Here is a 25,891-nt window from a genome sequence, read left to right on the forward strand (position 1 = left end):
TTGGCAGGCAGTCTTGGATGGTTTCTTAAGGAGGACCGTACGTATGTATTTGAAACGCCTGGAGCTGGCTGGATTCAAATCCTTTGCCGATCGCACGGAATTGGAATTTGTACCAGGGGTAACAGCCGTAGTGGGACCGAATGGAAGTGGGAAAAGTAACGTATCTGATTCGATCCGCTGGGTGCTGGGGGAACAGAGCGCGAAGTCGTTGCGTGGAGCGAAAATGGAAGACATTATTTTCGCGGGTAGCGACAAGCGCAAGCCAGTGAATTTCGCAGAAGTGACACTCACCTTGGACAATACAGACCGTTCGCTCGATGTGGAATATTCGGAGGTATCCGTTACCCGCAGAGTGTATCGTTCTGGTGACAGTGAGTACTACATAAACAACAGATCCTGCCGTCTAAAAGACATCATGGAGCTGTTTATGGATACCGGGCTGGGTAAAGAAGCGTATTCCATTATCGGTCAAGGAAAAATTGAGGAAATCCTCAGTACCAAGTCCGAGGATCGCCGTGGAATATTTGAAGAAGCAGCCGGAATCGTCAAATACAAAACACGTAAGCGCGAGGCTGAGAAAAAGCTCGATGACACCGAGCAAAATCTGGTGCGTATTCACGATATCGTCAGTGAAATTACGGAGCAGATCGGACCTTTGCAGGAGCAGGCAGAAATAGCCAAGACGTACAAGGAGCTTCATCGCCAGTTGGTTGAGCATGAAGTAGCTCTTTACGTGCAGCAAATTGAAGCAGCTCATACGAAGTGGGAAGCAGCGACAGGACGCGTAGAGGAACTCAAGAATCTGTTAATCGGACAAACGACCGAAGCATCCAAGCAAGAAGCTGATTTGGAGCAAGCGCGTTTTCATGTCACCCAAATCGACCAATCCATCGAAGAACTGCAACAAGTACTTTTGACAGTCAGTGAAGAGACCGAGAAAGTCGAAGGACAACGTGAGGTATTGCGGGAGCGTATGCGCAATCTCAATGCCAATCGTCAGCAGACGATGGAGCAGATGCATCGGATTACCGAGAAGCAGCACGGTCTTGAGGCAGAATTGGCTGAAGAACAAGAGCGGGCCAAGGAAGCGGATCGCCGAATGACCGAAGCCCACGCTTCGCTACAAGAAGCAGAAGGTCAATTTTTTTCCATGGTGCAATCACTGACAGATGATGTCGAGCGTTTGAAGAGCGATTACTTCGAAAAGCTCAACGAAATGGCGAATCTGCGCAACGAAAATCGCCATCAAGAGCAGCTTCTCAAGACAAGCGAGGCCAGAGTCGAACGTCAATTGTCTGGAAAAAAACAGCTCGATGAAGAAGAAGAGCAGCGACTAGCTCAGTTGAGCCAGCTCCAAGATCAGTTGGAGAAGATCGTTTCTACCATTCAAGAAACTGGTGTCAGATACAAAGAGCTGGTTGAGGGTATGCGCGAAGGACAAGCCCGCCTTGAAACAGCCCGTCGAGAGCTGCGCCACTGGGAACAAAAGCGGGAAGCAGCGAAGTCTCGTTTTGACCTGTTAAAAGAAATGCAGTCGGAGTTCGCAGGGTTTCAGCAAGGCGTAAAAGAAATTTTGAAAGCACGCGAGCGTGGCTTTAAAGGAATTCATGGAGCGGTGGCTGAGCTCGTTGTCGTGCCACAGCAATACGAGACGGCGATGGAAGTAGCATTGGGTGGCGCACTGCAAAACGTCGTCGTGGACGACGAAGCATCTGGTCGTGCAGCCATTGCTCACTTGAAGCAGCACAATGCGGGTAGGGCGACATTTCTACCGCTCGATGTCATCCGTCCTCGCACCTTGCAGGCAAGCGATAAGCGCCAGCTGGAGGCGGAGAGTGGAGTCGTCGGAATCGCGAGTGAGCTCGTGACCTTTGATGAAGCGTATAGACCTATCCTCGAAAGTTTATTGGGCAACGTCATTATTACGGAAAAGCTGGAGCAAGCAAACCGTGTGGCCCGTACGCTTGGCTACCGCTATCGCGTCGTGACGCTGGAAGGCGATATCGTGAATGCTGGCGGTTCTATGACAGGGGGGGCCTTGAAAAAGAGCAGCACGAACCTGCTTGGACGCAACCGTCAATCAGAAGAGCTGGAAGCGCAGCTAGTAGAAATCGACCAGGCAATTTCTGGGCATACTACCCTTATGGAGCAGTTGACGAAGGAACTGGCGCAAATGCAGCAGGAGCAAGAAGCTCTGCGTACAGAAGGCGAAAGTCTGAGAGTGAAAGAACAAGAAGTAAAAGGACTCTTGCAGCAAAAAGAATCGGAAGGCAGATCCTTGGGCGAGCGAGCAAAGCTTGTTGAACAAGATATAGAAGGCTATCGCCGCGAGATGGAAGAAGCCAAACGAAAGCAAGAGCAGCTGCAAGCCTCCTTGGCTGCCATGGAGGAAGAGGAAAAAGAGCTCGGTGCGCAGATCGCAGAAGCAGAGGCGAAACGTCAAGAGCAGCTCGAATCCAAAGAAGAAATGAATCAAAAAATAACAAGTCTCAAAGTACTGAATGCGCAGGTCAAGCAAGAGTATCAATCACGCTTGGAGCAAACAGAACGTTTGCTGGAGCAAAAAAGCCAATTGCAGCGCGAATGGGAAGAACAAAACGCGAACTTGGCATCTCTTGATGAGCTGGAGCGTACGAACGAATCATCCGGGCTTGAGCTGGATCAGCGCATTAGCGAATTGCGTCAGGATAAAGACCGTGTAGCTGGCTTGATTCAAGAGCGGCGAAGTGAGAGGGCGACTCTCTTTTACAAGCAGGAGCAAGTGGAACAGCAGGTGAAGGAAATCCGCCGCGAGGTTAAATCGCTCGAGGAAAAGCTTCATCAGGAAGAAGTAAAAGTCAACCGCAACGAGGTAGAGCTGGACCATCTGTTGAATAAACTCTCCGAAGAATACGAAATGAGCTACGACCTGGCAAAGCAAAAATATCCGGCACGTGGCGAGATTCAGGAAGAGACACAAGTGGTCAATCGTCTCAAAAAGCAGATTGGGGCACTTGGCACTGTGAATCTTGGCGCGATTGAGGAATATGAGCGCTTATCCGAGCGTCAGCAGTTCTTAAGCTCGCAGGAAGCTGATTTGAATGAAGCAAAAGACATGCTCTATCAAGTGATTCAAGAAATGAACGCAGAGATGTCGCGCCGCTTCAAAGAAACATTTGATGCGATTTCAGAGCAGTTCCGCGACGTGTTTGTCCAACTGTTTGGCGGAGGACGCGCAGATCTTGTACTCTCTAACCCAGATAATCTGCTTGAGACGGGTATCGATATCGTGGCGCAGCCACCTGGCAAGAAGCTGCAAAATCTCGCACTCTTATCCGGAGGCGAACGTGCTTTGACTGCGATGGCCTTGCTATTTGCCATCCTGCGTGTGAAGCCAGTGCCATTCTGTGTATTGGATGAGGTAGAAGCCGCGCTGGATGAGGCAAACGTTAACCGTTTCGCCGAGTACATGCACCATTTTAGCAACCAGACGCAGTTTATTTGCGTCACACACAGAAAAGGCACAATGGAGAGCGCAGACGTGCTATACGGTATCACGATGCAAGAGGGCGGCGTGTCCAAACTCGTCTCCGTGAAGCTGGAGGACAGTGACAAGTTTATCGAATCAGCCTCTTAAACGGATTTGCCATTCAATTGATACTACCCGCAAAGGAAGATGAACATGAGTTTTTTCAAGCGCCTTCGTGATGCTATTGTCCAAAAATCCGAAGAGGTCACCCAGAAGTTTACGGATGGTTTGGCTAAAACGAGAGACCTGCTAGTAGAAAAAGTAGAGGATCTGGTACGTCGCTACAAAAAGATCGACGATGACTTTTTCGATGAATTAGAGGAAATTTTGATTACGTCCGATGTGGGCGTCAATACCGTAATGGAGCTCATTGACGACCTGCGGACAGAAGTGCGCAAGCAAAAAATCGAGAATGCGATCGACCTGCAGCCCATTCTCTCAGAAAAACTGGTTGCCCTTTTGAAAAATGATGCTGCTGCGGATACGTCTCTGAACGTAGAGGACGGTCGTCTGAATGTCATTTTGTTCGTAGGGGTAAACGGAGTAGGGAAAACGACCACGATCGGTAAAATGGCTCATATGTTCAAGCAGCAAAATAAAAAAGTGCTGCTGGCAGCAGGTGACACGTTCCGTGCAGCAGCGATTGAACAGCTGGAGGTTTGGGGAGAGCGTGTAGGCGTTGACGTAATCAAGCAGCAGCAAGGCTCTGATCCAGCTGCTGTGATCTACGATGCGATTCAGGCAGCGAAATCCCGCCAAGTCGATGTGCTGTTGTGCGATACCGCAGGCCGCTTGCAAAACAAAGTCAATCTCATGGAAGAGTTGGCGAAGGTACACCGCGTATTACAACGCGAATTGCCAGGAGCTCCACATGAGGTCTTGCTAGTATTGGACGCTACGACTGGGCAAAATGCGCTTTCGCAGGCGAAAACCTTTGGACAGTCTGCTGGTGTAACAGGTTTAGTCCTGACCAAGCTGGATGGCACAGCAAAGGGTGGTATCGTCATTGCGATTCGCAACGAGCTGAACATTCCGGTGAAATACGTTGGCTTGGGGGAAAGAATGGATGACTTGCAGCAGTTTGATCCCGAGCAATTTGTTCATGCACTTTTTGCTGGATTGATTCAAAAAGATGAAACAGAAGAGCAGGAAAACGCGTAAAACATAGTGTTTCGAAGATAAAAAAATGATGTCAATAAAAAACCTTGACACTAGGTGTGGAATTAGGTACTATAATCTACGTGCTGTAAAGAAAAAGTCTTTACAGTTTGAAACGAGTACCTCATAGCAAAGGATTGGTTTCATGTTAGAAAAGACCAATCAAGTCAATCTCTTGTTTGACTTTTACGCGCCGCTACTCAAGGGCAAGCAGCAAGAATATCTTGAGCTGTATTATCTGGACGATTTATCGCTCGGAGAAATTGCCGAGATGCATGAGGTCAGCCGCCAAGCTGTTTATGATCATATTAAGCGGGCGGAGAAGCAACTGTTCGAATACGATCAGAAGCTTCGCCTCGCTGAGCGTCATGAAAAGCGCATGGACGTGTTGAATCGCATGAATGAACTTGTAAATGAGCTTTCGGAGAGCGAGACAAGAGACGAGCTGAACACTTTGCTCCACCAACTGTCAGAGATGGATTAGGAGGGCTCGCATGGCGTTTGAGAGCTTAGCCAATCGGCTGCAAAACGCGTTTGACAAACTGCGCGGCAGAGGAAAAATAGACGAAACCATCGTGAGTGAAGCGATGCGTGAAGTTCGTCTGGCCCTGTTGGAAGCAGACGTTAACTTTAAAGTAGTAAAAGACTTCGTTGCTCGTGTCAAGGAGCGCGCAGTCGGTCAGGAAGTCATGAAAAGCCTGACACCTGGTCAAATGGTGATCAAGATCGTGAATGAAGAACTGGTCGCCCTGATGGGTGGCAACGTTGCTCAGCTCACGATGGCGCACCGCCCGCCGACCGTCATCATGATGGCAGGTCTGCAAGGGGCAGGTAAAACGACCACAACCGGTAAGCTGGCCAAGTACTTGCAAAAGCAAAACCGCAAGCCGCTTCTGGTAGCGGGAGACATTTACCGTCCTGCTGCGATTAAGCAGCTTCAGGTTTTAGGGGAGCAGCTCAATGTTCCCGTCTTCACTCTCGGTGATCAAGTCAGTCCTGTCGATATCGCTCGCCAAGCGATTGAACACGCGAAGACGAATCATCTCGACGTAGTCCTCATCGATACCGCAGGTCGCCTGCATATTGACGAAGCGCTGATGGACGAGTTGAAGCAGATTCGCGAGGTAACCAAGCCCGATGAGATTTTGCTCGTCGTGGACGCGATGACAGGTCAAGATGCCGTCAACGTAGCAGAGAGCTTTAACAGCCAGCTCGAACTGACTGGTGTGGTTCTCACGAAGCTCGACGGTGATACCCGAGGCGGTGCGGCACTGTCCGTCAAAGCTGTCACTGGCAAGCCGATCAAATTCGCGGCGATGGGTGAAAAGCTGGATGCGCTCGAACCGTTCCATCCGGATCGTATGGCTTCCCGTATTTTGGGTATGGGGGACGTACTCAGCCTGATTGAAAAAGCACAGGCATCCGTGGATGAAGACAAAGCACGCGATATGGAACGCCAAATGCGTCAAGGTGAGTTTACCTTCGACATGTTCCTGGATTCCATGCAGCAGCTTCGCAACCTGGGTCCTTTTGAAGACATTCTCGGCATGCTGCCAGGAATGAACAAGATGAAGGGCAAAATGAACGTGGATGAGAAGCAGATTGCCCGCGTTGAAGCGATCGCCAAATCCATGACCAAACAAGAGCGCGCTAATCCTGATTTATTGAATGCCAACCGTCGCAAGCGCATCGCAAGCGGAAGTGGAACGAGCATTCAAGAAGTCAATCGCTTCCTCAAGCAGTTCGAGGAAATGAAAAAGATGATGAAGCAATTCTCAGGCGCTGCTGACAAGATGGTCAAGAAGTCGAAGAAAAAAGGCTTCGGATTACCTTTCATGGGAAAAGGCGGAGGCAACAACCAGGGCGGGATGAACTTCCCCTTTAACTTCAAGCCACCGTTCAAGTAAGTAGGCATGATCTCTCGCGACACTGACTTGTCAGCTGGCCGCGATGGTTCAGATATAGTAGCACCAACGCAGATGCTCTTCTAGCGTTGATTAATACAGGAGGTGACACAACATGGCAGTTAAAATCCGTCTGAAGCGTATGGGTTCCAAGAAAGCTCCTTTCTACCGTGTAGTAGTAGCTGACTCCCGTTCCCCTCGCGATGGCCGTTTCATTGAAGAAATCGGTTACTATAACCCGGTTGCACAACCGGCAGTGGTGAAAATTGATACCGACAAAGCGGTTCAATGGATCCTGAATGGTGCAGCTCCAACTGATACCGTTCGTAACCTTCTCTCCAAAGAAGGCGTTATGGCTAAAGTGCACGAAACCAAATACGGCAAATAAGTCGGTCATCTGGAGGTTTGATGATGAAAGCGCTGGTCGAAACGATCGCTAAAGCTCTCGTCGATCATCCGAATGAGGTTCGTGTTAACGCAGTGGACAAAGAGCGAACTCTCGTCTTTGAATTGTCGGTACACCCTGATGATATGGGGAAGATTATTGGCAAGCAAGGTCGAATCGCGAAAGCCCTGCGCACGGTCGTGATCGCCGCATCCGTGGAAACGGACAAGCGTGTCACGGTTGAAATTGTATGAGAAAAGGCTGGGAGCTTTCCCAGTCTTTTTTCTAGTATCCAAGATGCGTATAAACCATGATGGTTTTTCCGAAAGGAGTGGCGAAGGTGCTTACTATATTTCGGACGGTACAGGTTAAACTGATCATTACGGAAGCATCACGGGCTGCTCTCATTGATCAGTATAGCCAACGACTTCGTTTGCAGCGTAAAGAGTGGGAGCAGTGGCAGTTTCAATCGAAAAAGCTATTAACCGAGGCGAAGAAAAAGTCTACGGATACATATGCGTTGGCGCAGGAAAAAATCGCGCAGGAAGAGCGCCGACGCAAGGAAAAGATAGATCACCTGACATATACCCTCCAGCAGGTAGAAAATCTCCCAGAGGGAAGCGAGATCGATTACCAGACGGTTCAAAGCCCTGTCACGATTCAAGAGGGTGATGTCTGGGATGAAATGATGTCCGGAACGGAAATCATGATAAAAGATGGTCTGGTACATGAGATTCGGCTACAAACGAAAAATGGGAACAAAAAAAAGGAGGAATGAACACGTTGAGCCAAAATAGTTTTTACGGAGTAGGCAAACTGGTTAATACGCATGGCCTGCGTGGTGAGGTACGTGTAACACCTACGACTGACTTTCCAGATCAGCGTTTTCGCAAAGGAAATGAGCTGTACTTGTTCCATCCGACACTCAGTGAGCCGCTAAAATTGAAAATCGTTTCTCGTCGCTCGCATAAAAATTTTGAGATTGTGAGCTTCCAAGGCTATGAGCATATTAACGATATCGAAAAGTACAAGGGCGGAGAGTTGAAAATTCCAGAGGAAGCGCTGATGGAATTAGAAGAGGACGAGTTCTACATTCATCAGCTCGTCGGCTGCGTCGTAGTAACTGACGAGGGCGAAGAACTGGGGAAAATCGTGGATGTTATGCAGCCAGGAGCAAACGATGTGTGGGTAGTGAAGGGGAAACGCGGAGAAATCTTGCTGCCGTATATCGATGATTGCATCAAGGAAGTGGACATTGCGAACAAACGTGTGGTCTGCCATCTGATGGAAGGCTTGCTGTAGGAGGAAATTCAGATGCGGATCGATATTTTTACGCTCTTTCCCGAAATGTTTACAGGTGTTTTATCCAGCAGCATTTTGGGAAAGGCAAGCGAAAAAGAACTGGTTGATTTTCACGTTACCAATTTTCGCGATTTCTCTGAGAGCAAGCACGGTACGGTAGACGACACCCCTTATGGCGGTGGCGGAGGAATGGTCTTAAAGCCTGAGCCGTTATTCCGAGCCGTAGAAGCCTTGGCAGGAGAGAAAAAACCCCGAGTGATTCTGATGTGCCCACAGGGTGTACCTTATCATCAGAAGCTTGCAGAAGAGTTGGCGCAAGAAGAGCACCTTGTCTTCATTTGTGGTCATTATGAAGGGTACGACGAGCGAATTCGCGAGCATCTCGTCACGGATGAGATCTCGATTGGCGACTACGTCCTGACTGGGGGAGAGCTTGCGGCGATGGTGGTCATTGACAGTGTCGTTCGTTTGCAACCAGGGGCGTTGGGAAACCAGACGTCAGCTGTTGAGGATTCCTTTTCAACAGGACTGCTCGAATACCCTCATTACACAAGACCAGCTGAGTTTCGCGGCTGGAAAGTGCCAGATGTATTGTTGTCAGGCCACCACGCCAATATTGAAAGCTGGCGGTTAAAAGAATCGCTGCGTCGAACAAAAGCACGGCGTCCAGATTTGTTGGAAAAGCTTGCGCTGACAAATGAAATGAAAAAGCTATTGGCTGAATTGGAGCAGGAAAAAAAGTAGGGAACAAATAGGAGAAGAGTCTTGTAGTTTTGTGCCCCCTGTGTTAATATACTTCTTGTGGCAATTTTGCCCGCTGACTAAGGCGGTCCGCTACTCGTAACGCAGCCCAAGCGGCTGGACCTATGGGTTAGACGAGTAAGAACGTCTATCGGAAGGAGGAAATTCAAATGAACCAAATTATCCGTGAACTGGAAAAAGCGCAATTGAAACAGGACATTCCTGCGTTCCGACCTGGTGACACTGTTCGTGTACACGTTAAGGTTATCGAGGGTCAGCGTGAGCGTATCCAGCTGTTCGAAGGCGTATGCATTCGCCGTCGCGGTACAGGTGTAAGCGAAACATTTACAGCTCGTAAGATTTCTTACGGCGTAGGTGTTGAGCGTACATTCCCAGTACACACGCCTAAGATCGACAAGATCGAAATCGTGCGTCATGGTAAAGTACGTCGTGCGAAACTGTACTATCTGCGCGATCGCGTAGGTAAAGCAGCTCGTATTAAAGAAATTCGTCGATAAGCGTAAAGCTTAGAAAGAGGACTGGCCTGCTTGCCAGGCCTCTTTTTTCCATTTAACGATCTCGAAATAAAATAGTTCATCTTGACATATGTTACAGCTAAGGTTGGACGAGCTTTCATGGGAGGATCGTAAGTCATGAGCGAAGAAATTACCTCCAGTCATAAGAAGAAAAATGAACTATGGGAATGGATAAAGGCACTTGGGATCGCTTTAGTCTTGGCGTTTCTCATTCGTACCTTTTTGTTCGCCCCGTTTATTGTAGAAGGCGAATCCATGGAAAGTACATTACATAACAGTGAAAAATTAGTTGTAAACAAGGCGATTTACTTTTTGCAAGATCCGAAGCCTGGTGAAATCATCGTGTTTCATGCTGAAAAGAAACGAGATTACATCAAGAGAGTCATTGCTGTTGAGGGTGATACAGTAGAGGTCAAAAGCGATCAGCTACTGGTCAATGGCAAAGTGGTAGAGGAACCGTATCTTGCACAATTTAAAGAACAAGCGAAGCAGCAGGGAGAGCCGTTCTTTACCCACGATTTTCCCCCGGTCCAAATACCAGCAGACCATATCTTTGTGATGGGCGATAACAGGTTGAACAGTCATGACAGCAGAGCGATCGGTCCTGTTGCCGTCAGTACGGTTGTTGGTAGAGCTGAATTTACTTTTTGGCCGGTTGCGGGAATTCGCTTGACAAGATAATGCAAAGCTTCAAGGTAGGTGAGACATCATGACGATCCAATGGTTTCCTGGCCATATGGCTAAAGCACGTCGTCAAGTAACGGAAAAGCTGAAGTTAATCGATGTTGTCATTGAGCTTCTCGATGCACGTCTGCCGCTTTCCAGCCGTAATCCGATGATTGACGAGATTGTCAGTGATAAACCACGTTTGATATTACTTAATAAAGCAGATTTGGCGGATGAACGGGCAACAGATGAGTGGATTGCTTATTTTCGCAAACAAGGCATTCGCACATTGCCGATTGATGCCCTGAGTGGTAAAGGTGTCAGCAAGCTCCCAGAAATGTGTAAGGAGCTAGCTGCTGACATGCTGGCAAAGCGCAGTGAGCGGGGGATGCAAGGTCGTGCCATCCGCATCATGATCTTGGGAATCCCCAATGTCGGCAAGTCTTCCCTCATTAACCGCTTGTCCAAGCGCTCAGTAGCGGCTACAGGGGATCGTCCGGCGGTAACCAAGGCGCAACAATGGGTAAAAATGGGTGATACACTGGAGCTGCTCGATACGCCTGGTATTCTTTGGCCGAAATTTGAAGATCAGATGGTAGGTCTGCGACTGGCGGCAAGTGGGGCAATTAAAGACGAGCTCATCGATTTTACGGAGGTAGCATTATTTGTCATCAGCTACATGATGCACTACTATCCGGAACGCCTGATCGAACGCTTCAAGCTAAAAGAACTGCCTGAGGATCGAGTAGAAATGCTCGAAGAAATCGGGAAGAAGCGCGGTTGTCTCGTTTCTGGCGGAAATATCGACTACGACAAGGCAGCGGAAATTTTCCTGCGTGAGCTGCGTTCCGGCAAGCTGGGAACGATCTCTGTCGAGCGCCCGATTGACTGGGAAATGGACGAACCGATTGGTAAGCCAGTTTCTTTTCCCGAATAAGCTTTCCAGCCATCAAAAACCTGTCTATCGACATATACGGTAGGCAGGTTTTTTACTATGAGAGGATGTTCAAAACGTCGTCTTTTTGAATGGGTACTTTGAGATCTGTAAGGAGAAATGAGTCAATGAATCTAGCGGATATGTCGATAAAAGAAATACGAGTGACGATGGAAAAGTTGGACGAGGTACCCAAAGATTTTTTACAATTGCTGAAAGAAGATAAAAGAGCGGGTGTACAGGCTCTGGCGAAGCAGGCGGAAGCAGCGATTGCACGTCAAGAAAAGCTCGCACAGATGTGGGCTGACATGACCGTCTATGAGAAAGCCATGTTTGATAAGGGGCATCAATACATATTCGGGGTAGATGAGGTCGGACGAGGACCATTGGCTGGTCCAGTTGTCGCGTGTGCCGTATGCCTGCCCAAGGATTTTTACTTGCCAGGACTGAATGACTCGAAGAAGATACCTGTATCCACTCGGGAAGCTTTTTGCGAAATCATTCAAAGAGATGCACTTGCTGTGGGAATCGGAATTGTCGATGCAGCAAGAATCGATGCGATCAATATATTGGCTGCTACAAAAGAGGCGATGAAGCTGGCGATCCAACAGGCAGGTAAAGTGCCAGATGCATTACTGATTGACGCCGTGCAGCTAACCGGAATGGATTGCGAGCAGGTTCCGATTATCGGAGGGGATGCCAAGAGTGTCTCGATTGCAGCCGCATCGATCGTAGCAAAGGTTACCCGTGATCGATTGATGGCCCAGTATGCCGAACAATATCCAGCCTATGGCTTTGACAAGCACGCAGGCTACGGCACCCCTGAGCATCTGGCAGCAATCGCTCGATTTGGACCTACGCCGATCCATCGCAAGACATTCACTGGTGTAAAAGAACACGCCTAAAAAGTGAAGCTAGTAACATACTGCCTAGAGGAGGAGGATCTGCATGTTTTCCCCGTCGCAACTTATTCAATCATTCGTGCAAAAAGCACCCATATCCGCTCCGAAGCCGGTTGAGCTTACTCCCGGACAAGTGTTTAAAGGCACGGTAATCAAGCATTACCCGGACAATATGGCGCTCGTACAAGTCGGGGGAATGCAGGTTCAGGCTAAGATGGAAGCAAGTCTGGAACCGGGCCAGAAAGCTTGGCTGCAAGTCCAACCATCAACAGGCGTCGTCACGTTGAAGGTTTTGGAAAGCGTCGGGGAAGGAGCTGGCAAAGACGCATCTCTAGAAGGGCTAATGCGGTCACTAGGGATTGCCGATACAAAAGAGAACAAAGCGATCGTGCAAGCTCTGCTTGGTGCCAATCTTCCTGTGAATAAGGAAACGATACAGGCTTTTTCAGCCGTTGCTGGGCGCTTAGGCGTAGACAATGCCACGATAGAGGCATTCATGACTGCCATGAAACGAAATTTGCCACTGACTCCTGATACAATCGGAGGGCTCAAAGCTTTTTTATCGGACAAGCCAATGGGTCAGCTCATCCAAAACCTGCTGCAGCAAGCCTCGCTCTTTTTAGAGGGAGAGGGCCAGCCTTCACAGACGACAGGTCAAATGTCTCAAAGCCAATCACAGCAAGTCCCCGGACAGGCTAATGCAGCAACGGGAGATGTCAAACAGCTTGTTAGTCAGTTAAAAGAAAAGTTGGCAGGACTCTCTTTACTTATCGCGGGCAACGATGCAACAGACGAGGGACTGGCGGTCAAACAAATGCCACAAGGGAATCAGCCCAATCAAGGTGCTTCTCAGAACGCGTCTGGAGGAAGCCAGACTCAGCCGCTGCCTGCGCAGAGCGGTCAGCCTTCAGCGCAAGTGCAGACATCACCCCAACCATCAACCAAGGCTTTCAGTAACATACCATCGCCATCACAAGCTGTTTCGTCATCTGTTTCCACTGAGGCAGTAACTGCACCAAGCCCTGCAACAAAGCAGGTGGAATCGCAGCAAAACGCGATGATCGGAAAGACTAATCAGTTGCTGCCTAACCAGACTAGTGGTCCAAGCGTCGAGTCAAAAATTGCTCGAACTGAGCCGTTGCCTATTCCTCAGTCAGCACAGATGAATCAGGAGCCGATCCAAAACAAGCAGATGGCAGAGCAAAGGGCCGTAGTGACAGATGCGGGGCAAAAGGTCATTCCACAGATGATGTCTCAAGCATCTGGTGCAGTGAATGGAGCCACAGCTGCTAACCCGATTGCTGAATTGTTTCGTCATTTAGGCGTAACCCACGAGAGAGAATTGATGGGCCAGGCATTTTCACAGGGGGCAATCGATTCGCATTCATTAAAGCAGATGGATACAGTCAAATCCCTCTTGTTGCAAATCAGTCAAGCGCCAGCTCAGGCACTACCAACCGCCTTGCGAGAAGCTGCTGATCAACTGCTGCAACAAGTGACCGGACAACAGTTGATGATGGTACAGCCCTCTAACCAAGCTTTGTCTCAAATCGTGATGCAAATTCCGATTCGCCAAGCTGAAGGGGATGAGACGGCTTTCGTCCAAATTGAGTCAAAAAAGAAAGGCTCTGGACAACTTGATCCGGAGAACTGCCGTCTATTCTTTCATTTGGAACTCCAAAGTATGGGGACAACCATGATTGATGTCAGTATCGTGAATCGAATCGTTAACCTGCAAATTTTTAACGATACGCCATGGGTGGAAGCACTGATTCAAGGCTCCAAGGATCGTTTTGCTGACCAATTACAGGATGTTGGTTACCATCTATCGGCTATGCGGGTCCAGCCAGTCCCGGCCGAGCGCGGGAAGTCGACAAGTCCGATCCAAGCCAAAGGCCCCATCTTGGCTGACTATAAAGGGGTTGACCTTCGCGTATGAAGCCGCCATCCTCTTCAGAGCAAAAACGCAAACAGGCAGTTGCGCTAAAATACCAGGCGGGTACCATGGAAGCGCCAAAGGTTGTGGCAAAAGGCAAGGGGTACGTAGCTGACAACATCCTGAAGACAGCGAAGGAGCATGATATACCGGTACAAGAGGACCCATCACTTGTAGAGGTTTTGGGCAAGCTGGATTTGGATCAACAAATTCCTCCGGAGTTGTATCAAGTTGTGGCAGAAATCCTTGCTTTTGTCTATCGTATCGATAAAGGCGGAGGAACCAAATAATGAGCGATCGCCGCCGTCTTCTTGGTCAAAAAGGAGAACAGCTTGCTGAAAGCTATTTAGTGAACAAGGGTTTTTGTATTGTCGATCGAAATGTTCGAACAAAACGTGGGGAAATGGATTTGATTGCGCTAGACGGAAATTGCTTGGTTTTCATTGAGGTCAGAACGAGGAGCAGCCAATTTTTTGGAACAGCGGGCGAGTCCATTACTTGGAAGAAGAAACAGAAGCTGCGTAAGCTTGCCATCGAATACCTGCAAAAAAACTCACAGCCAATCCCGGCCTTTCGGTTTGATGTCATCGCGATTTACACCGGTACATTAACACCAGGTGGAGACTTCATGAAGCCGGTCATTGAGCATTATGAGAGTGCTTTCTAGGAAAAACGGGCTCTCGACTACGGATATATTGGGGATACGTCTACAGCATCAGTCGCAGAGCCAGCGTACTATGTACTGTACTCGACGCGATGAAACTCCTCCAAGCATCAATATCCGCTTTCCGGCTCAAAAGCTGGGAAGCATTTTTTTTGATGAAATGGATCTATTCGTACAGACAAGCCCATAACTAGTGTCACTTTTTGCTTTTGTATTTGGGTTACAAACAATTGTTTGAAATAAAAACAAATATTTTTCAAAAAAAAAGCATATTTGGTGTGACATTTTTCCATCTCATACGTCAATACAAGTATAGGAAATAATTTGGAGGTAAAAACATGAAAAAGATCAAAAGCAACTTAATGAAAAACGTCTCCTTAGCGGTTGCAACTATTTGTACTGTTCAGTTTTCAGTTACAGGTATTGCTTCTGCACAAGTCACGACACCACAACCTTTACAAGCCTATAGCGTGGTAGCAAGCACTTCTGGCCTGAAAGCCAACTCGAGTTCAATGAATATCTCCGTAGGTTCAACGGAAACGATTCGCCTGACTTATAATGGCAGCACGATTGATAATGGACTGGTTAACTGGGAAGTAGGCACTTCTGATATCGCTACTGTTTACAATGGAGTCGTGACAGCTAAGAAGGCAGGATCGACTTTTGTTACAGCAAAATATAATGGAGATAAAGTAACAATCAGAGTCACCGTTTCAAAAGCTGAGATTTTGGAAGCAAATCGTTCTGAAATCAATCTTAAAAAAGGTAAGAAATCGACAATTAGTTTGAAATATGCTGATAAAACTCTAGCTGGATCAAAGGCAGATTGGCGTTCTGAGGATAAATCCATTGCTACTGTAGATGATGGTGAAATAAAGGCTGTATCTTCTGGAAGCACAATCATTACTGCAGAATATAGAGGCCAAAAAGTAGAAATTCAAGTAAATGTTGGCCAAAGCAACTCAGATGGGAAACTAGAAGCAGACGTCTCTCGACTCAAGATGGAAAAAGGCGATAAAGAAACAATTAAATTGACTTATGACGATGATAAACTGTCTGGTTCCAAAGCAACTTGGAAATCGTCGGATACTTCCGTAGCTAGAGTCAGTGATGATGGGGTCGTTACTGCTAGAGCCAAGGGTACAGCTACGATTACTGCTAAATACAAGGGCGACGAGGTAGAAATTGACGTCTACGTCGATACGGATGCTTCAGGTAAACTGGAAGCGGATTATACTAGTATTTCCTTGAAAGACGGACAAAAAGAGACTATTCAGTTAAGATATGACGATGAAAGATTGTCTGGTTCCAAAGCAACTTGGAAAACATCCAATTCGTCTGTCGCAACTGTAAGTGACGGGGTTGTAACAGCTAAAGGTAAAGGAACTGCTTACATTACAGCTCAATACAAAGGTGACAAGGTAGAGATCCAAGTAAAAGTTGATGCAAATACCTCAGGTAAGCTGGTAGCGGACGACACGAAACTTTCCATGAAGAAAGGAAATCGTGAAATCATTATTCTGACTTACGATGGTGCTGTGATCAGTAATTCCCAAGCTTCCTGGAAAACTTCTAAATCTTCCGTAGCAACTGTCAGCAGTAGCGGTACTATTACAGCGACAGGTAAGGGTAAGGCAACGATTACAGCTAGTTACAGAGGCGAAACAGTAGATATTGATGTAACTGTTGATGGTTCCTCCTCATCACTGGAAGCTGATGATACCAGCCTCACCATGGATAAAGGTGACAGAGAAATCGTTGTATTGAAGTATGATGGCGACATCATCAGTGGTTCTAAAGCATCATGGAAATCCTCTAAAACTTCTGTAGCGACTGTCAGCAGCAGTGGTACGATTACTGCAAAAGGAAAAGGAACGGCAACGATTACAGCTACGTATAAAGGCGAAAAAGTGGAGATTGAGGTAAAAGTTGGCGGCTCAAGCTCAGGCAAGTTGGAAGCAGATGACGACTCTATTTCGCTCAAAAAAGGTGACTCCGAAAAGATTAGACTCACCTATGATGGCGATGATATCAGTGGTACCAAAGCTACATGGAAGTCCTCCAAGTCTGCTGTAGCCACTGTATCAGACAATGGAACTGTAAAAGGGAAAAAGAAAGGTAAGGCAACGATTACAGCAAAATACAAAGGCTCTACAGTGGAAATTGAAGTTACCGTAAAATAAGATAGGATAGAAAGCTCGCTGAATCTTAATTGGTTCAGCGAGTTTTTTTCAAAATGAAAGGTAACCCTGTTAGTTGTTGTGGAGGAGGAATTAACCTTGAGAGAGATCATCTTGGAAAAGTTAAAAGAAATCGAGCAAGAGCATGACTTGAAAATATTGTTCGCTGTTGAATCAGGAAGCCGGGCATGGGGATTTCCGTCCAAAGATAGCGATTATGATGTACGTTTTGTCTATGTGAAGAAACCAGAATGGTATTTGTCCATTGACGACAAACGGGATGTTGTAGAAGTACCGATCAATGACCTTTTAGATATAAATGGCTGGGATATTCGAAAAGCCCTCAAGCTATATCGAAAATCGAATCCGCCCCTACAAGAATGGCTTGTGTCAGACATTGTCTATCTCGATACACTTGGCTTTCGAGATGAGCTGGTAAGGTTGCAAGGGGAAGTATTTTGGCCAAAGGCTTCCTTGCATCATTACCTCAGTATGGCAAAGGGGAATTTTCGGGACTATCTGCAAGGGGAGCAAGTCAAAATCAAAAAGTATTTTTACGTGTTACGCCCGATCCTCGCATGCATCTGGATCGAAACGTATCATACGAACCCCCCCATTGGATTTGATCAGTTAGTTTCAGAGCTGATAACCGATTCTAGGTTAAAAGGTAAAATTTCTGAGCTGCTCCAAAGAAAAATAGCTGGGGATGAGTTGAACTGGGAGCCAAGAATAGAAGAGCTTCACCATTTTATTGAGGAACATATTGAGCGTCTGACTGCACTGACTAGCCAATATACAAATGAGCTGGATGACCCAACAGACAAGCTGGATGATATATTTCGGAAGTATTTACAGAAGGCGTGGAATGTCAGGTAGTCATTATGAAAACGCTACGCTAGATAGGGAGGTACAAATATTCATGCAGGATCATATCCGAAAACAGATACAGCAACCTCTTGAAATTCACTTCGATCAACCAGAAAAACCTTACGGCTGCTTCTCCCATTTCTCTGGTCATCCGATAGAGGTGGAAGGGGAACGATGGACAACTTCGGAACACTATCTGCAAGCCAAGAAAGTTTCGGGAACTATCCTTGAAAAAGAGATCATGCGCAAGGTATTACAAGCAAAAGTAGAACAGTATCCTGTCATTCGTGAAATTCTGCTTTCTACTGGGGATGCAGCCTTAATCGATCGTACGAGTAACGAACGAAACATACTAGGAAGATTGTGGATGGAAGTACGTGAAAGCCTAGAGGGGTATCAACCGCATTTCTATTTGCCACCATGGATTGTGTTTCCAGAAGAGCATCCTTATAGTTTGTTTTGGCGGATGGGATTTGGTGAGGACTATGTCATGCATTATTGGCCATGGCTAGAGGAAATGAGCGAGGATGCCAAGAAAGAGTATGACGCTTATTATCCGGTACCAGAGGAATGGAAGTTTGAAGATATAGATGAGGAGGAAGAATGAAGCTACTGTTCATTTGCAGTAGAAATAAATGGAGGAGCTTGACAGCAGAAAAGATTTTTCACGGGATCAATGATTATGAAGTAAGATCAGCAGGTACTGAAACTGGGGCGCGTATCAAAGTAACAAGTGGTCTTATCGGCTGGGCTGATCTCATTTTTTGTATGGAGAAAAAACATGTAAGGCGGTTACGAGAAAAGTTTAGTTCGGAACTGATGGATAAAAGGATCATTTGCTTGGGCATTCCTGATGAATACATATACATGGATGAGGTGCTGATCGAGATATTAAAATCGAGTGTTTCCGCATATATAGAGATCCCGGAATAAACCTGTGATTACCAGTTGTCGATGTATACCGGATTATTATGTATAATGGGGATGATATGGCTCGATCGCATTATCCATACTTATCGTAAAGCGAGGATTATCACCATGAAGAAAAAACTTGTACTGGTTCTAGATGTTGAAGTAGCAGACAAAGCTGATATGCAGCAACTGGCCGATTCTATGTCCACAGCAATTCAATCCGTGGAAGGGATTGCTTTGCAAGACCTGGTTATGTTTGATAACGATGAAAACAATGCTGACAAGCTAATTGCTAACATAAAAAAAGAAATGTCCTAAAGAGGAGAGCAGTCCTGTGTTTTTCATTTATGTTCTGGCTTACCTGATCGTTGCTCTCCTTTATGGATTTTGGACGATGAAAAGCCAACTGCTCTGGGTTCGACTAACAGGAAATTTCATCGTTCACCTATTTATTGCTGCAATCGTGAGTCTTGGTTACTTTTTTGCGTAAAAGAAGTGGCTATGACCTGTTGTAATGGGAGATGAGTGTATGGATTATCAAAAATTGAGTAAAGAACTGTCCTATGCGCTTCGTCATGCCCCCCATGAATATGAGCTTGAGTTAGACGAACAAGGATGGGTACCTATTAAGCAATTGCTTTTGTCACTTCATGAACAGCGCAAGTGGCGAGCGGTTGCCGAAGAAGATTTACATACGATGATTACGTTATCAGAAAAAAAGCGTCATGAGATCAATCAAGGCAAAATTCGCGCCCTCTATGGACATTCAGTGCCGCAAAAGATTCAAAAGGAAGAAAAAGAACCACCTGCGTTTCTTTTTCACGGCACGCCGCAAAGATTCCTCGATTCTATTTTGACTAGCGGGCTTGTTCCAAAAGGAAGACAGTATGTGCATCTGTCTGAAGACGTCCAAACAGCACAGCAGGTTGGGAAAAGACGAGATGACCATCCGGTACTTTTGCGAATCGATGCGAGGCAAGCTTGGCAAGATGGTGTGAAGTTTTACCATGGAAATGAGCTCGTTTGGTTAGCAGATCACGTGAAAAAAGAGTATATCTCTGCCTATCAGAAGTAGCTCGAATTGCTCAAGAAGAAACAACACAGCATGAGAAAAGACTCGCATTCGGAACGCGGGTCTTTTTTTTATATCAACGTTAATCGTAAGGAGGTAAAAAGCAAGTGGATCAAAACCAGCAAATCATTGAACTACTGAATGAATGGAAGAGAAAGCAGTGAAGATAAAGATGGCCGAGCGATTATCGTTTTCCCCATCATATTCAAATGGTTTCAGCAATAATACAAGTTCTAAATCGTTGGATAAAGTGAGGAGGTTCAGTTCGCCTCGTTCTTACGTTTTTTCATAAAGATAAAGAATACCGTCGTCGATCGACCAACTACGTAATGAATGCCTCCAATCGCTTGTTTGCGAGGGTAAGTATTTTTCGAGATCATTGACGATTTTTTCCCAATCTTGATCACTATCATTAATCTCAATGAACTCACCGTATACCAAGTCAAAAACGATGTAACCCATTTCGTACTCGATACAATCGATCTTATAGTAAGAGACACTGTATACTTCGTCCCAGTCGATCTGAACAGGTTCAGCATGTTCGTGGTGGATGGAAATTTGATGATGATCAACAGTAAAAATCAAATCGAACCAACTCCTTACCTGTTTATTTGCAGTATACCTGTTGGAGTGAAAGTTTTCCATAAATGTATGGGTTACTATGTCTCTTGATCATTGATCAAGAGGTTTTGTTGTTTTAAATTGAATGAACAGTAGGTAATTGGAACTATTTTCCTAACTGTATTGACAAAGTGGTATCAACGATTAGCCACAAGCATCAATTTACTTGCCCACCCCCTCTATCTTTTCCTACCCTATAACCAGAGGGGGAGAGAACATGTACGCATGCAGTTATTCAGGCAGGGTGCTCGGCATAGATGGAATAGTCGTCACTGTAGAAACAGACATAGTAAAAGGCTTACCTCAATTCGACTTGGTCGGACTGGGTGGTTCTGCTGTAAAAGAAGCGAGAGATCGTGTTCGTGCTGCCCTGTGTAACGCAGGATACGACTACCCAATGCAGCGGATCACAGTCAATCTGGCACCGGCAGACCAGCGCAAGGAAGGCTCAGGTTTCGATCTAGCTATTGCGTTTGGTATTTTACTCGCCTCGAAGTAAATGCTCTCTAGACCAGAGAAAATCCTCGTTCTTGGAGAGTTGGCATTAGACGGTTCTCTTCGTCCTGTAACGGGTGGACTCCCCATTCTGCTAGAAGCTAAAATTGCAGGATTTACCCACGTGATCCTCCCCGAACAAAATGCAGCGGAAGCACAGCTCGTCGACATTACCGTATTGCCTGCGAGTAATTTGGAAGAGGCCGTGAATTACTAGAAAGAAGGACTTCATAGTAAGAACTCAGACTTGATTTTTTCCGAATCGGAAACAGGCAAGACGAATACGAACCAGCTGCCTCCCGACTTTGCCAATGTTTACGGACAGCAATTTGTAAAACGTGGCTTGGAGATCGCAGCAGCTGGATTTCATAATGTGATCGTTAACTGAAACAAAGTCAAGTAAATGCGAAAGGACATGAGCAACCAAATGCTTGTGTCTTTTTGTATTTATTTGAGCGGATAAATAGTCACAATACTGCACTAGTGAGTAGAATTCAAAAAAAGGAATATTTACCAGTGCTAAATCGAAGGCGCAAGAAATATTTGGTATAATTGTCATAAGAATATTATTTCGAATTTATAAGAAGGTGGATCATAAATAGTTGGGCTAGAATGAAATATCTTAGAGCTTTTATTATTGCAAAGGAAATAACGATACAAGATGGTTTTCATTGGAGGGGTTATTGGTGGATGTTAAGAAAGGTCTGAAAAACACTATTGGCGATTATGCACACGGATTAGCAAAAGCAACTTTGGGCAGTGTACCCGTTGTTGGGAATGGACTTTCTGAACTATTTACATTGCTCGTGACTCAGCCTTCTGAGAAAAGGAAAGAAAACATTTTGATTATGATAGATGAGCGGCTTAAAGAACTAGAAGTTAAAGTAGATAGGTTCAATATTGAACAATTGTCTACAAATGAAAACTTTCTTTCGGTAACACTACAAGCAACCCAGATGTCTCTAAGAACACATCAAGATGATAAAAGAGTGGCATTGTTAAATGCTATAACAAATTCTGCACTGTCTACGAGTGTCGATGAGAATTTACAACAAATGTTTCTTTCTTTTATCGACACATTTAATGAGTGGCACTTGCGGATTCTTGTTTTATTAAAAGATCCTAAACAATACCTTGAAGCTGCGGGATTAAATTCTAATTTTTCTATGGGTGGGCTCAGTGATGTAGTTTATCTCGCATACCCTGAATTAAGGTCAAATGATGAATTTACTAAGCAGATTTTTAATGACCTATACAATAAAGGGCTATCAGGAACTGGAGCAAGTGGGTTAAACACTATGATGACAGGCAGTGGAATGGTTGCACCAAGATTGAGTAGGATGGGAGTTCAATTTCTTGAATTTATCAGCGACCCAAGCGAATTACGATAAAATGAAGATTTTAATTAGGGAGAGAGTTGCATGCATTACCCTTTAGTTGTTGCAGTTATAAAAGAGCCTTATTATCAGATACCTGATTGGTTGAATACAGAAGTGACTTATACTGAATATGTCAAGTTAACAGGTCAAACTACTAGTGATGAAGTTGATTTGTTTATTGCGATGCTTTTGGGATACAACAATATAGACATTAAGGGTACACCTCATGAAGTGTTAAAGCGATTATTTGATGAATCGGATGTAGTAATTGGAGGAGGAATCTATTTCGAAAGCAATGATAGGATAATTCCTCCGAGTTGTTGTTCTGGTCTAGAAGCTTGGAGAGATGTGCTAGATAGTGTTATTAACAGGAAAAGCCCTTGGATGGGTCATAATCCAACACCAAGAATGGAATTCGCTGATAATATAGTGCGTGTTTGGTCGGATGACTCTAATGAAGAAGATGTAGACAAGAATGAACTGTACTGTATTGATTTTGATTATGTGGAGTTTATTGCAAAGCTAGAAATGGTTGAATCGAACTTAATGGAATTTGCAAGAGTGCCTCTCTTCAATAGATTTTTAGAGTTTGACCTTGAGTTAGCCAATGATGTGGTGAAAAGGTTTGAAAGTTGGTTTATCTTCAAAGGTGACTAAGAGGGGCAGTAAAGAAGTGAATAAAACGGTGATTTGATTAGAACGGATGAGAAGTGTTGATAAAGAATCTAGTACAAATCCTATTGAGATTAGTATTATTTATATTTTTATTCTTCATTGTTGGACTTACCTTGCAAAGTCAAGATTACGCAACGGCTGTGGGTTTGGCAATTGCTTCATTAGTTGATTACATTGTGTTTGAAAGAAAACGTTGGATAATAGGATTTACTATGGACAGGTTGACTTCTGATTTTTCAAAAGGGATGGTTGCGGGTTTTCTAACACTCATTACCATTTATGCGATTGTTTATTTGTTTGGCGGACATAAATTAGTGGGTGTTGCTTTTGATAAAGAGGCAATTCTTATTTGGTTCGTTATATGTCTTGTAGTAGCTTTGTCTGAGGAGATATTTATTAGAGGATACGTTTATGGGCGTCTAAGGTATTTGTTCAGTGGATTAGTAGCTTCAGTAATCAGCTCTGGATTATTCGCTGCTTTACATATCTTTAGAGCGGGATTCACATTAACTGCATTTACTACGTTGTTTTTTGCTGGAATCATGTATGCCTTCATGAGAGAAAAATCTGGAGCACTTTGGCTTCCAGTGGGTTTCCATTTTGCGTGGAATTATACTTCTGGAATTTTGGGAATTTGGCGAGGTGAACAGCTCGTATTAATAACAGAATCTTCCCAAGGAACTTTGATACATGGCGGAGTGTATGGTATTGAAGGTAGTATAGTAACTGCATTGCTTTTTCTAATCCTGACAGCGGTAATCGGCTTTAGGATTGTACGGGATGTTACGCCAAGAGTTCAAATGAAAAGGTAATTTCGTGAGGAGTGATTAATAATGAGACTAACAGTAGAAACATCAGACGATTTTAGGGACTATATAAGGTTAGAATGTAATTTTTCAAGCATTTCTGGATGGGTTAGGGGTTACAATTTCAAAGAAGAACAGATTTCTTTTCTTAATTTTGAGTACATCCTTGAGGGCGGATTGTATATAAACGATATTAAATCAGAATATAAAAAACGTGGACATGCAAGACTCATGAATAAACTTCTAGTTGATAGTGCTTCATCCATAACACAAGATATTCTTGCACAAGGGTATAAGAAATCTATATCTTTTATTCGTGGTGAAATCGTTCCCAGAGACGCAAATGTTACTTCAAAAGAACTGAAAACAATTTATGAAAAACTTGGTTATCAAATCGAAGACAATTCAAAGATATTATTGAAATTAGAATAAAACAGCGATTTGATTCAAACAGCAGTGAGCGAAGGAGTTTAAGATGGAAAACACAAAGAAAACAAGAGGTACAAAACAGATTAGAGTTGGAAAGTTACATAGATATATCGAAAAGCTTGAAAACGATGTAAACAATTACACCTATCTTAGTAACGCTGCTAAAGAGATTGGCAATAGTGCTGCATATGATACAAATCGAGTCAAAGCTGAACAGACTGAAACGATCATAAATGAATTGAAAGAGCTATTTCCGATTGATTAATGCAAAAGTAATGAGTGAAAGATCGTTTTTAAGGGAAATGGGGGGAAAGCTTGAAGTGGAAAAGAACAGTTTTTCGTACTTGGGCAGAGCAGGAAGTTAAATTTGATACTAGAGTAGAAATACCTGTAGTTTCCTTTTTTACGTACTTTGATGGTCAGTACTCCTATCAGATTTAGGACATTGATTCAAAAGGAAACTACAGTGAGCCTTACATACGACCACCTAAATGGACGAAATCACTTACTTGGGCTAAAAGGAAATGTAAAGAAGCTATAGCTAATACCATTTCAGAGTGGGAATGGGAGCAAATTGAATGAAGTTGGTATTTTAAAGGACTGTCAAAGGTGTTAGATAAAATTGAGCAAAGATAAAATTGTTAAACAGCTACAGAAAGAATTCAAAGTCATCGATTTTTAGACTGCTTTGGATGCAGTAATTCTATGAGTGGTGACGATAAACATGGAGAACAAGTTTTGGTGTGTGTAATTCATAATAGGGCTGTTGAAGAAGATGAGTTGTGCGAGAGTTATAACTAAAAGGAATAAAATGGGGATTTCATGAGGATTGAACAATGAAGATAACAATTGCAGATTCATGGTTAGGGAATGACATTGTATTTTTCTTTCAGAACAACATTCAAGAGGATAATGACGGTATTTCTAATAGGGAATTTTTATGTCCTGATGGAGCGTTAGCGGCTGTTCGAAGAAGGCAGGTGATTGTAGCAATAGACGATAACCAAATTGTAGGAGCATTGCGCTTTTATCCTAGAAAGTCTGATCAAACTATTTCGCTATATCAGTTTGCAATTCGCCCAAGTCATCGAGGACAGGGGTTAATTGATAAAATGCTTCAGATCTTGGGGGAGTACCCAATTGAGGTAACATGTCCGATTATTTCTAAAATGAATGAGTATTATGAGAAGAATAGTTGGAGATTGAAAGAAGAAAAGACAGGTAGCAACATTTGGGAATGGATGAAATGTTAATTTGAATGGGAAAAGGAGAGCGCCTAATGAACTATATTATACTAGACTTAGAAGCGACATGTTGGGAAAACGACAGATCAAAACAAAATGAAATCATTGAAATTGGAGCTGTAAAGCTCGATGAGAACTTAAACGTAGTGGGAGAGTTTCAGACATTTATTAAACCCAAATTAAATCCCATGTTGTCAGATTTCTGTAAGAGTCTTACATCCATAAAACAAGAAGAAGTTGATAATGCTCCTAGTTTTGGGAAAGCGATAAGTAATTTTAAAAACTGGATTGGTAATGACTACTATCTATGCTCATGGGGTTTTTATGACAAGAAGCAATTCAAGATGGATTGCGAACTACATAAGACACCCACAAGGTGGATTCGAAATCATATTAGTATCAAGCATCAGCATGGAAAGATGATTGGCGTAGAACGAGGAGTAGGCATGGAACGAGCACTAAAGATGCTTAGTATACCTCTTGATGGGACTCATCATCGTGGAATTGATGACGCAAGGAATATAGCTAAAATCTTTATTAAGATTTTTGACAAGTTGGAATTCTAATCAAATGAG

At 44.6% G+C, this 25,891-nt stretch carries 32 protein-coding genes and 1 pseudogene; 32 read left to right on the forward strand and 1 reads right to left on the reverse strand.

Annotation, left to right across the window (positions count from 1 at the left end; genetic code table 11):
* Positions 1 to 43 precede the first annotated feature (43 nt).
* From smc to POF51_RS07605, 23 genes are all read left to right on the forward strand, one after another.
* Positions 44 to 3,616, forward strand: coding sequence for a chromosome segregation protein SMC (gene smc, locus POF51_RS07495; protein WP_271754726.1), 3,573 nt, complete (start codon positions 44 to 46; stop codon positions 3,614 to 3,616).
* A gap of 45 nt (positions 3,617 to 3,661) precedes the next feature.
* On the forward strand, positions 3,662 to 4,669 hold the full coding sequence (gene ftsY / locus POF51_RS07500) for a signal recognition particle-docking protein FtsY (protein ID WP_017249369.1): 1,008 nt from the start codon (positions 3,662 to 3,664) through the stop codon (positions 4,667 to 4,669).
* A gap of 142 nt (positions 4,670 to 4,811) precedes the next feature.
* Positions 4,812 to 5,150, forward strand: coding sequence for a putative DNA-binding protein (locus tag POF51_RS07505; RefSeq protein ID WP_017249368.1), 339 nt, complete (start codon positions 4,812 to 4,814; stop codon positions 5,148 to 5,150).
* Positions 5,151 to 5,160: 10 nt separating this feature from the next.
* Complete coding sequence (gene ffh, locus POF51_RS07510) at positions 5,161 to 6,573, forward strand: signal recognition particle protein (RefSeq protein ID WP_017249367.1); 1,413 nt, start codon at positions 5,161 to 5,163, stop codon at positions 6,571 to 6,573.
* A gap of 112 nt (positions 6,574 to 6,685) precedes the next feature.
* Positions 6,686 to 6,958, forward strand: a complete 273-nt coding sequence (gene rpsP, locus POF51_RS07515; protein ID WP_007719713.1) for a 30S ribosomal protein S16 — start codon at positions 6,686 to 6,688, stop codon at positions 6,956 to 6,958.
* 23 nt (positions 6,959 to 6,981) lie between these two features.
* A complete protein-coding gene (locus POF51_RS07520) occupies positions 6,982 to 7,209 on the forward strand; it encodes a KH domain-containing protein (protein WP_007719711.1) in 228 nt (75 codons plus the stop codon).
* 86 nt (positions 7,210 to 7,295) lie between these two features.
* Entirely contained in the window at positions 7,296 to 7,733 is a 438-nt protein-coding gene (locus POF51_RS07525; RefSeq protein ID WP_026043145.1) for a YlqD family protein, read from the forward strand.
* Complete coding sequence (rimM, locus tag POF51_RS07530) at positions 7,730 to 8,257, forward strand: ribosome maturation factor RimM (protein WP_069849337.1); 528 nt, start codon at positions 7,730 to 7,732, stop codon at positions 8,255 to 8,257. Before POF51_RS07525 ends, rimM begins: the two co-directional genes overlap by 4 nt.
* A 12-nt stretch (positions 8,258 to 8,269) precedes the next feature.
* On the forward strand, positions 8,270 to 9,001 hold the full coding sequence (gene trmD, locus POF51_RS07535) for a tRNA (guanosine(37)-N1)-methyltransferase TrmD (RefSeq protein ID WP_069849335.1): 732 nt from the start codon (positions 8,270 to 8,272) through the stop codon (positions 8,999 to 9,001).
* Between the two features lie 167 nt (positions 9,002 to 9,168).
* Positions 9,169 to 9,516: a 50S ribosomal protein L19 gene (rplS, locus tag POF51_RS07540; protein ID WP_007719703.1), complete on the forward strand. Its 348-nt coding sequence runs from the start codon at positions 9,169 to 9,171 to the stop codon at positions 9,514 to 9,516.
* 135 nt (positions 9,517 to 9,651) lie between these two features.
* Complete coding sequence (gene lepB, locus POF51_RS07545) at positions 9,652 to 10,215, forward strand: signal peptidase I (RefSeq protein WP_271754736.1); 564 nt, start codon at positions 9,652 to 9,654, stop codon at positions 10,213 to 10,215.
* Positions 10,216 to 10,243: 28 nt separating this feature from the next.
* A complete protein-coding gene (gene ylqF, locus POF51_RS07550) occupies positions 10,244 to 11,137 on the forward strand; it encodes a ribosome biogenesis GTPase YlqF (RefSeq protein WP_007719698.1) in 894 nt (297 codons plus the stop codon).
* A 125-nt stretch (positions 11,138 to 11,262) separates the two neighbouring features.
* Entirely contained in the window at positions 11,263 to 12,039 is a 777-nt protein-coding gene (locus tag POF51_RS07555) for a ribonuclease HII (RefSeq protein WP_173622096.1), read from the forward strand.
* A gap of 43 nt (positions 12,040 to 12,082) precedes the next feature.
* Entirely contained in the window at positions 12,083 to 13,975 is a 1,893-nt protein-coding gene (locus tag POF51_RS07560) for a hypothetical protein (protein ID WP_271754741.1), read from the forward strand.
* Positions 13,972 to 14,262 carry an EscU/YscU/HrcU family type III secretion system export apparatus switch protein gene (locus POF51_RS07565; protein WP_017249360.1) on the forward strand — a complete coding sequence of 97 codons (291 nt, stop codon included), beginning with the start codon at positions 13,972 to 13,974 and terminating at the stop codon, positions 14,260 to 14,262. The genes POF51_RS07560 and POF51_RS07565 overlap by 4 nt, the downstream gene beginning before the upstream one ends.
* Complete coding sequence (locus tag POF51_RS07570) at positions 14,262 to 14,639, forward strand: YraN family protein (protein WP_069849329.1); 378 nt, start codon at positions 14,262 to 14,264, stop codon at positions 14,637 to 14,639. Before POF51_RS07565 ends, POF51_RS07570 begins: the two co-directional genes overlap by 1 nt.
* 335 nt (positions 14,640 to 14,974) lie before the next feature.
* On the forward strand, positions 14,975 to 16,819 hold the full coding sequence (locus tag POF51_RS07575; RefSeq protein WP_069849327.1) for an Ig-like domain-containing protein: 1,845 nt from the start codon (positions 14,975 to 14,977) through the stop codon (positions 16,817 to 16,819).
* Between the two features lie 96 nt (positions 16,820 to 16,915).
* Entirely contained in the window at positions 16,916 to 17,692 is a 777-nt protein-coding gene (locus tag POF51_RS07580) for a nucleotidyltransferase domain-containing protein (protein ID WP_069849325.1), read from the forward strand.
* Positions 17,693 to 17,735: 43 nt separating this feature from the next.
* The gene (locus POF51_RS07585; protein ID WP_069849323.1) at positions 17,736 to 18,290 is read left to right on the forward strand and encodes an NADAR family protein; all 555 of its coding nucleotides are present in this window, start codon (positions 17,736 to 17,738) and stop codon (positions 18,288 to 18,290) included.
* Positions 18,287 to 18,616, forward strand: a complete 330-nt coding sequence (locus tag POF51_RS07590) for a low molecular weight protein tyrosine phosphatase family protein (protein ID WP_069849321.1) — start codon at positions 18,287 to 18,289, stop codon at positions 18,614 to 18,616. Before POF51_RS07585 ends, POF51_RS07590 begins: the two co-directional genes overlap by 4 nt.
* A 105-nt stretch (positions 18,617 to 18,721) precedes the next feature.
* Positions 18,722 to 18,913, forward strand: a complete 192-nt coding sequence (locus POF51_RS07595) for a hypothetical protein (protein WP_007719678.1) — start codon at positions 18,722 to 18,724, stop codon at positions 18,911 to 18,913.
* A gap of 16 nt (positions 18,914 to 18,929) precedes the next feature.
* On the forward strand, positions 18,930 to 19,085 hold the full coding sequence (locus POF51_RS07600) for a hypothetical protein (protein WP_017249354.1): 156 nt from the start codon (positions 18,930 to 18,932) through the stop codon (positions 19,083 to 19,085).
* 39 nt (positions 19,086 to 19,124) lie between these two features.
* Complete coding sequence (locus POF51_RS07605) at positions 19,125 to 19,670, forward strand: RNA 2'-phosphotransferase (RefSeq protein WP_069849319.1); 546 nt, start codon at positions 19,125 to 19,127, stop codon at positions 19,668 to 19,670.
* Between the two features lie 273 nt (positions 19,671 to 19,943).
* Here the strand turns inward: POF51_RS07605 and POF51_RS07610 are convergent, their stop codons facing one another.
* Positions 19,944 to 20,252, reverse strand: coding sequence for a hypothetical protein (locus tag POF51_RS07610; protein ID WP_069849317.1), 309 nt, complete (start codon positions 20,250 to 20,252; stop codon positions 19,944 to 19,946).
* A gap of 253 nt (positions 20,253 to 20,505) precedes the next feature.
* Here POF51_RS07610 and POF51_RS07615 point away from each other — a divergent pair.
* The 9 genes and pseudogenes from POF51_RS07615 (at position 20,506) to POF51_RS07655 (ending at position 25,882) form a co-directional block, all read left to right on the forward strand.
* Positions 20,506 to 21,000, forward strand: a pseudogene (locus POF51_RS07615) (magnesium chelatase domain-containing protein).
* A 30-nt stretch (positions 21,001 to 21,030) separates the two neighbouring features.
* The gene (locus tag POF51_RS07620) at positions 21,031 to 21,171 is read left to right on the forward strand and encodes an ATP-binding protein (RefSeq protein WP_271754751.1); all 141 of its coding nucleotides are present in this window, start codon (positions 21,031 to 21,033) and stop codon (positions 21,169 to 21,171) included.
* Between the two features lie 298 nt (positions 21,172 to 21,469).
* Positions 21,470 to 22,174 (forward strand): hypothetical protein, encoded by a 705-nt coding sequence (locus POF51_RS07625; protein ID WP_083261675.1) that lies wholly within the window; start codon positions 21,470 to 21,472, stop codon positions 22,172 to 22,174.
* 30 nt (positions 22,175 to 22,204) lie between these two features.
* Positions 22,205 to 22,819, forward strand: coding sequence for a hypothetical protein (locus tag POF51_RS07630; RefSeq protein ID WP_069849316.1), 615 nt, complete (start codon positions 22,205 to 22,207; stop codon positions 22,817 to 22,819).
* 56 nt (positions 22,820 to 22,875) lie between these two features.
* Entirely contained in the window at positions 22,876 to 23,649 is a 774-nt protein-coding gene (locus POF51_RS07635) for a CPBP family intramembrane glutamic endopeptidase (RefSeq protein WP_069849314.1), read from the forward strand.
* 21 nt (positions 23,650 to 23,670) lie between these two features.
* Entirely contained in the window at positions 23,671 to 24,075 is a 405-nt protein-coding gene (locus POF51_RS07640) for a hypothetical protein (protein WP_069849312.1), read from the forward strand.
* Between the two features lie 43 nt (positions 24,076 to 24,118).
* Positions 24,119 to 24,337 (forward strand): hypothetical protein, encoded by a 219-nt coding sequence (locus POF51_RS07645; RefSeq protein ID WP_069849310.1) that lies wholly within the window; start codon positions 24,119 to 24,121, stop codon positions 24,335 to 24,337.
* A 571-nt stretch (positions 24,338 to 24,908) separates the two neighbouring features.
* Entirely contained in the window at positions 24,909 to 25,325 is a 417-nt protein-coding gene (locus POF51_RS07650; protein WP_069849308.1) for a GNAT family N-acetyltransferase, read from the forward strand.
* Between the two features lie 26 nt (positions 25,326 to 25,351).
* Positions 25,352 to 25,882, forward strand: coding sequence for a 3'-5' exonuclease (locus POF51_RS07655; protein ID WP_069849305.1), 531 nt, complete (start codon positions 25,352 to 25,354; stop codon positions 25,880 to 25,882).
* The last annotated feature ends 9 nt before the right edge of the window (positions 25,883 to 25,891 follow it).

Origin of the sequence: Brevibacillus sp. AG (assembly GCF_028369215.1) — a bacterium.
Classification (GTDB): domain Bacteria; phylum Bacillota; class Bacilli; order Brevibacillales; family Brevibacillaceae; genus Brevibacillus; species Brevibacillus porteri.

Coding starts and splice junctions, on each gene's coding strand:
- smc (WP_271754726.1), top strand. CDS start 44: ATGTATTTGAAACGCCTGGAGCTGGCTGGATTCAAATCCTTTGCCGAT.
- ftsY (WP_017249369.1), top strand. CDS start 3,662: ATGAGTTTTTTCAAGCGCCTTCGTGATGCTATTGTCCAAAAATCCGAA.
- POF51_RS07505 (WP_017249368.1), top strand. CDS start 4,812: ATGTTAGAAAAGACCAATCAAGTCAATCTCTTGTTTGACTTTTACGCG.
- ffh (WP_017249367.1), top strand. CDS start 5,161: ATGGCGTTTGAGAGCTTAGCCAATCGGCTGCAAAACGCGTTTGACAAA.
- rpsP (WP_007719713.1), top strand. CDS start 6,686: ATGGCAGTTAAAATCCGTCTGAAGCGTATGGGTTCCAAGAAAGCTCCT.
- POF51_RS07520 (WP_007719711.1), top strand. CDS start 6,982: ATGAAAGCGCTGGTCGAAACGATCGCTAAAGCTCTCGTCGATCATCCG.
- rimM (WP_069849337.1), top strand. CDS start 7,730: ATGAACACGTTGAGCCAAAATAGTTTTTACGGAGTAGGCAAACTGGTT.
- trmD (WP_069849335.1), top strand. CDS start 8,270: ATGCGGATCGATATTTTTACGCTCTTTCCCGAAATGTTTACAGGTGTT.
- rplS (WP_007719703.1), top strand. CDS start 9,169: ATGAACCAAATTATCCGTGAACTGGAAAAAGCGCAATTGAAACAGGAC.
- lepB (WP_271754736.1), top strand. CDS start 9,652: ATGAGCGAAGAAATTACCTCCAGTCATAAGAAGAAAAATGAACTATGG.
- ylqF (WP_007719698.1), top strand. CDS start 10,244: ATGACGATCCAATGGTTTCCTGGCCATATGGCTAAAGCACGTCGTCAA.
- POF51_RS07555 (WP_173622096.1), top strand. CDS start 11,263: ATGAATCTAGCGGATATGTCGATAAAAGAAATACGAGTGACGATGGAA.
- POF51_RS07560 (WP_271754741.1), top strand. CDS start 12,083: ATGTTTTCCCCGTCGCAACTTATTCAATCATTCGTGCAAAAAGCACCC.
- POF51_RS07565 (WP_017249360.1), top strand. CDS start 13,972: ATGAAGCCGCCATCCTCTTCAGAGCAAAAACGCAAACAGGCAGTTGCG.
- POF51_RS07570 (WP_069849329.1), top strand. CDS start 14,262: ATGAGCGATCGCCGCCGTCTTCTTGGTCAAAAAGGAGAACAGCTTGCT.
- POF51_RS07575 (WP_069849327.1), top strand. CDS start 14,975: ATGAAAAAGATCAAAAGCAACTTAATGAAAAACGTCTCCTTAGCGGTT.
- POF51_RS07585 (WP_069849323.1), top strand. CDS start 17,736: ATGCAGGATCATATCCGAAAACAGATACAGCAACCTCTTGAAATTCAC.
- POF51_RS07590 (WP_069849321.1), top strand. CDS start 18,287: ATGAAGCTACTGTTCATTTGCAGTAGAAATAAATGGAGGAGCTTGACA.
- POF51_RS07595 (WP_007719678.1), top strand. CDS start 18,722: ATGAAGAAAAAACTTGTACTGGTTCTAGATGTTGAAGTAGCAGACAAA.
- POF51_RS07605 (WP_069849319.1), top strand. CDS start 19,125: ATGGATTATCAAAAATTGAGTAAAGAACTGTCCTATGCGCTTCGTCAT.
- POF51_RS07630 (WP_069849316.1), top strand. CDS start 22,205: ATGCATTACCCTTTAGTTGTTGCAGTTATAAAAGAGCCTTATTATCAG.
- POF51_RS07640 (WP_069849312.1), top strand. CDS start 23,671: ATGAGACTAACAGTAGAAACATCAGACGATTTTAGGGACTATATAAGG.
- POF51_RS07645 (WP_069849310.1), top strand. CDS start 24,119: ATGGAAAACACAAAGAAAACAAGAGGTACAAAACAGATTAGAGTTGGA.
- POF51_RS07650 (WP_069849308.1), top strand. CDS start 24,909: ATGAAGATAACAATTGCAGATTCATGGTTAGGGAATGACATTGTATTT.
- POF51_RS07655 (WP_069849305.1), top strand. CDS start 25,352: ATGAACTATATTATACTAGACTTAGAAGCGACATGTTGGGAAAACGAC.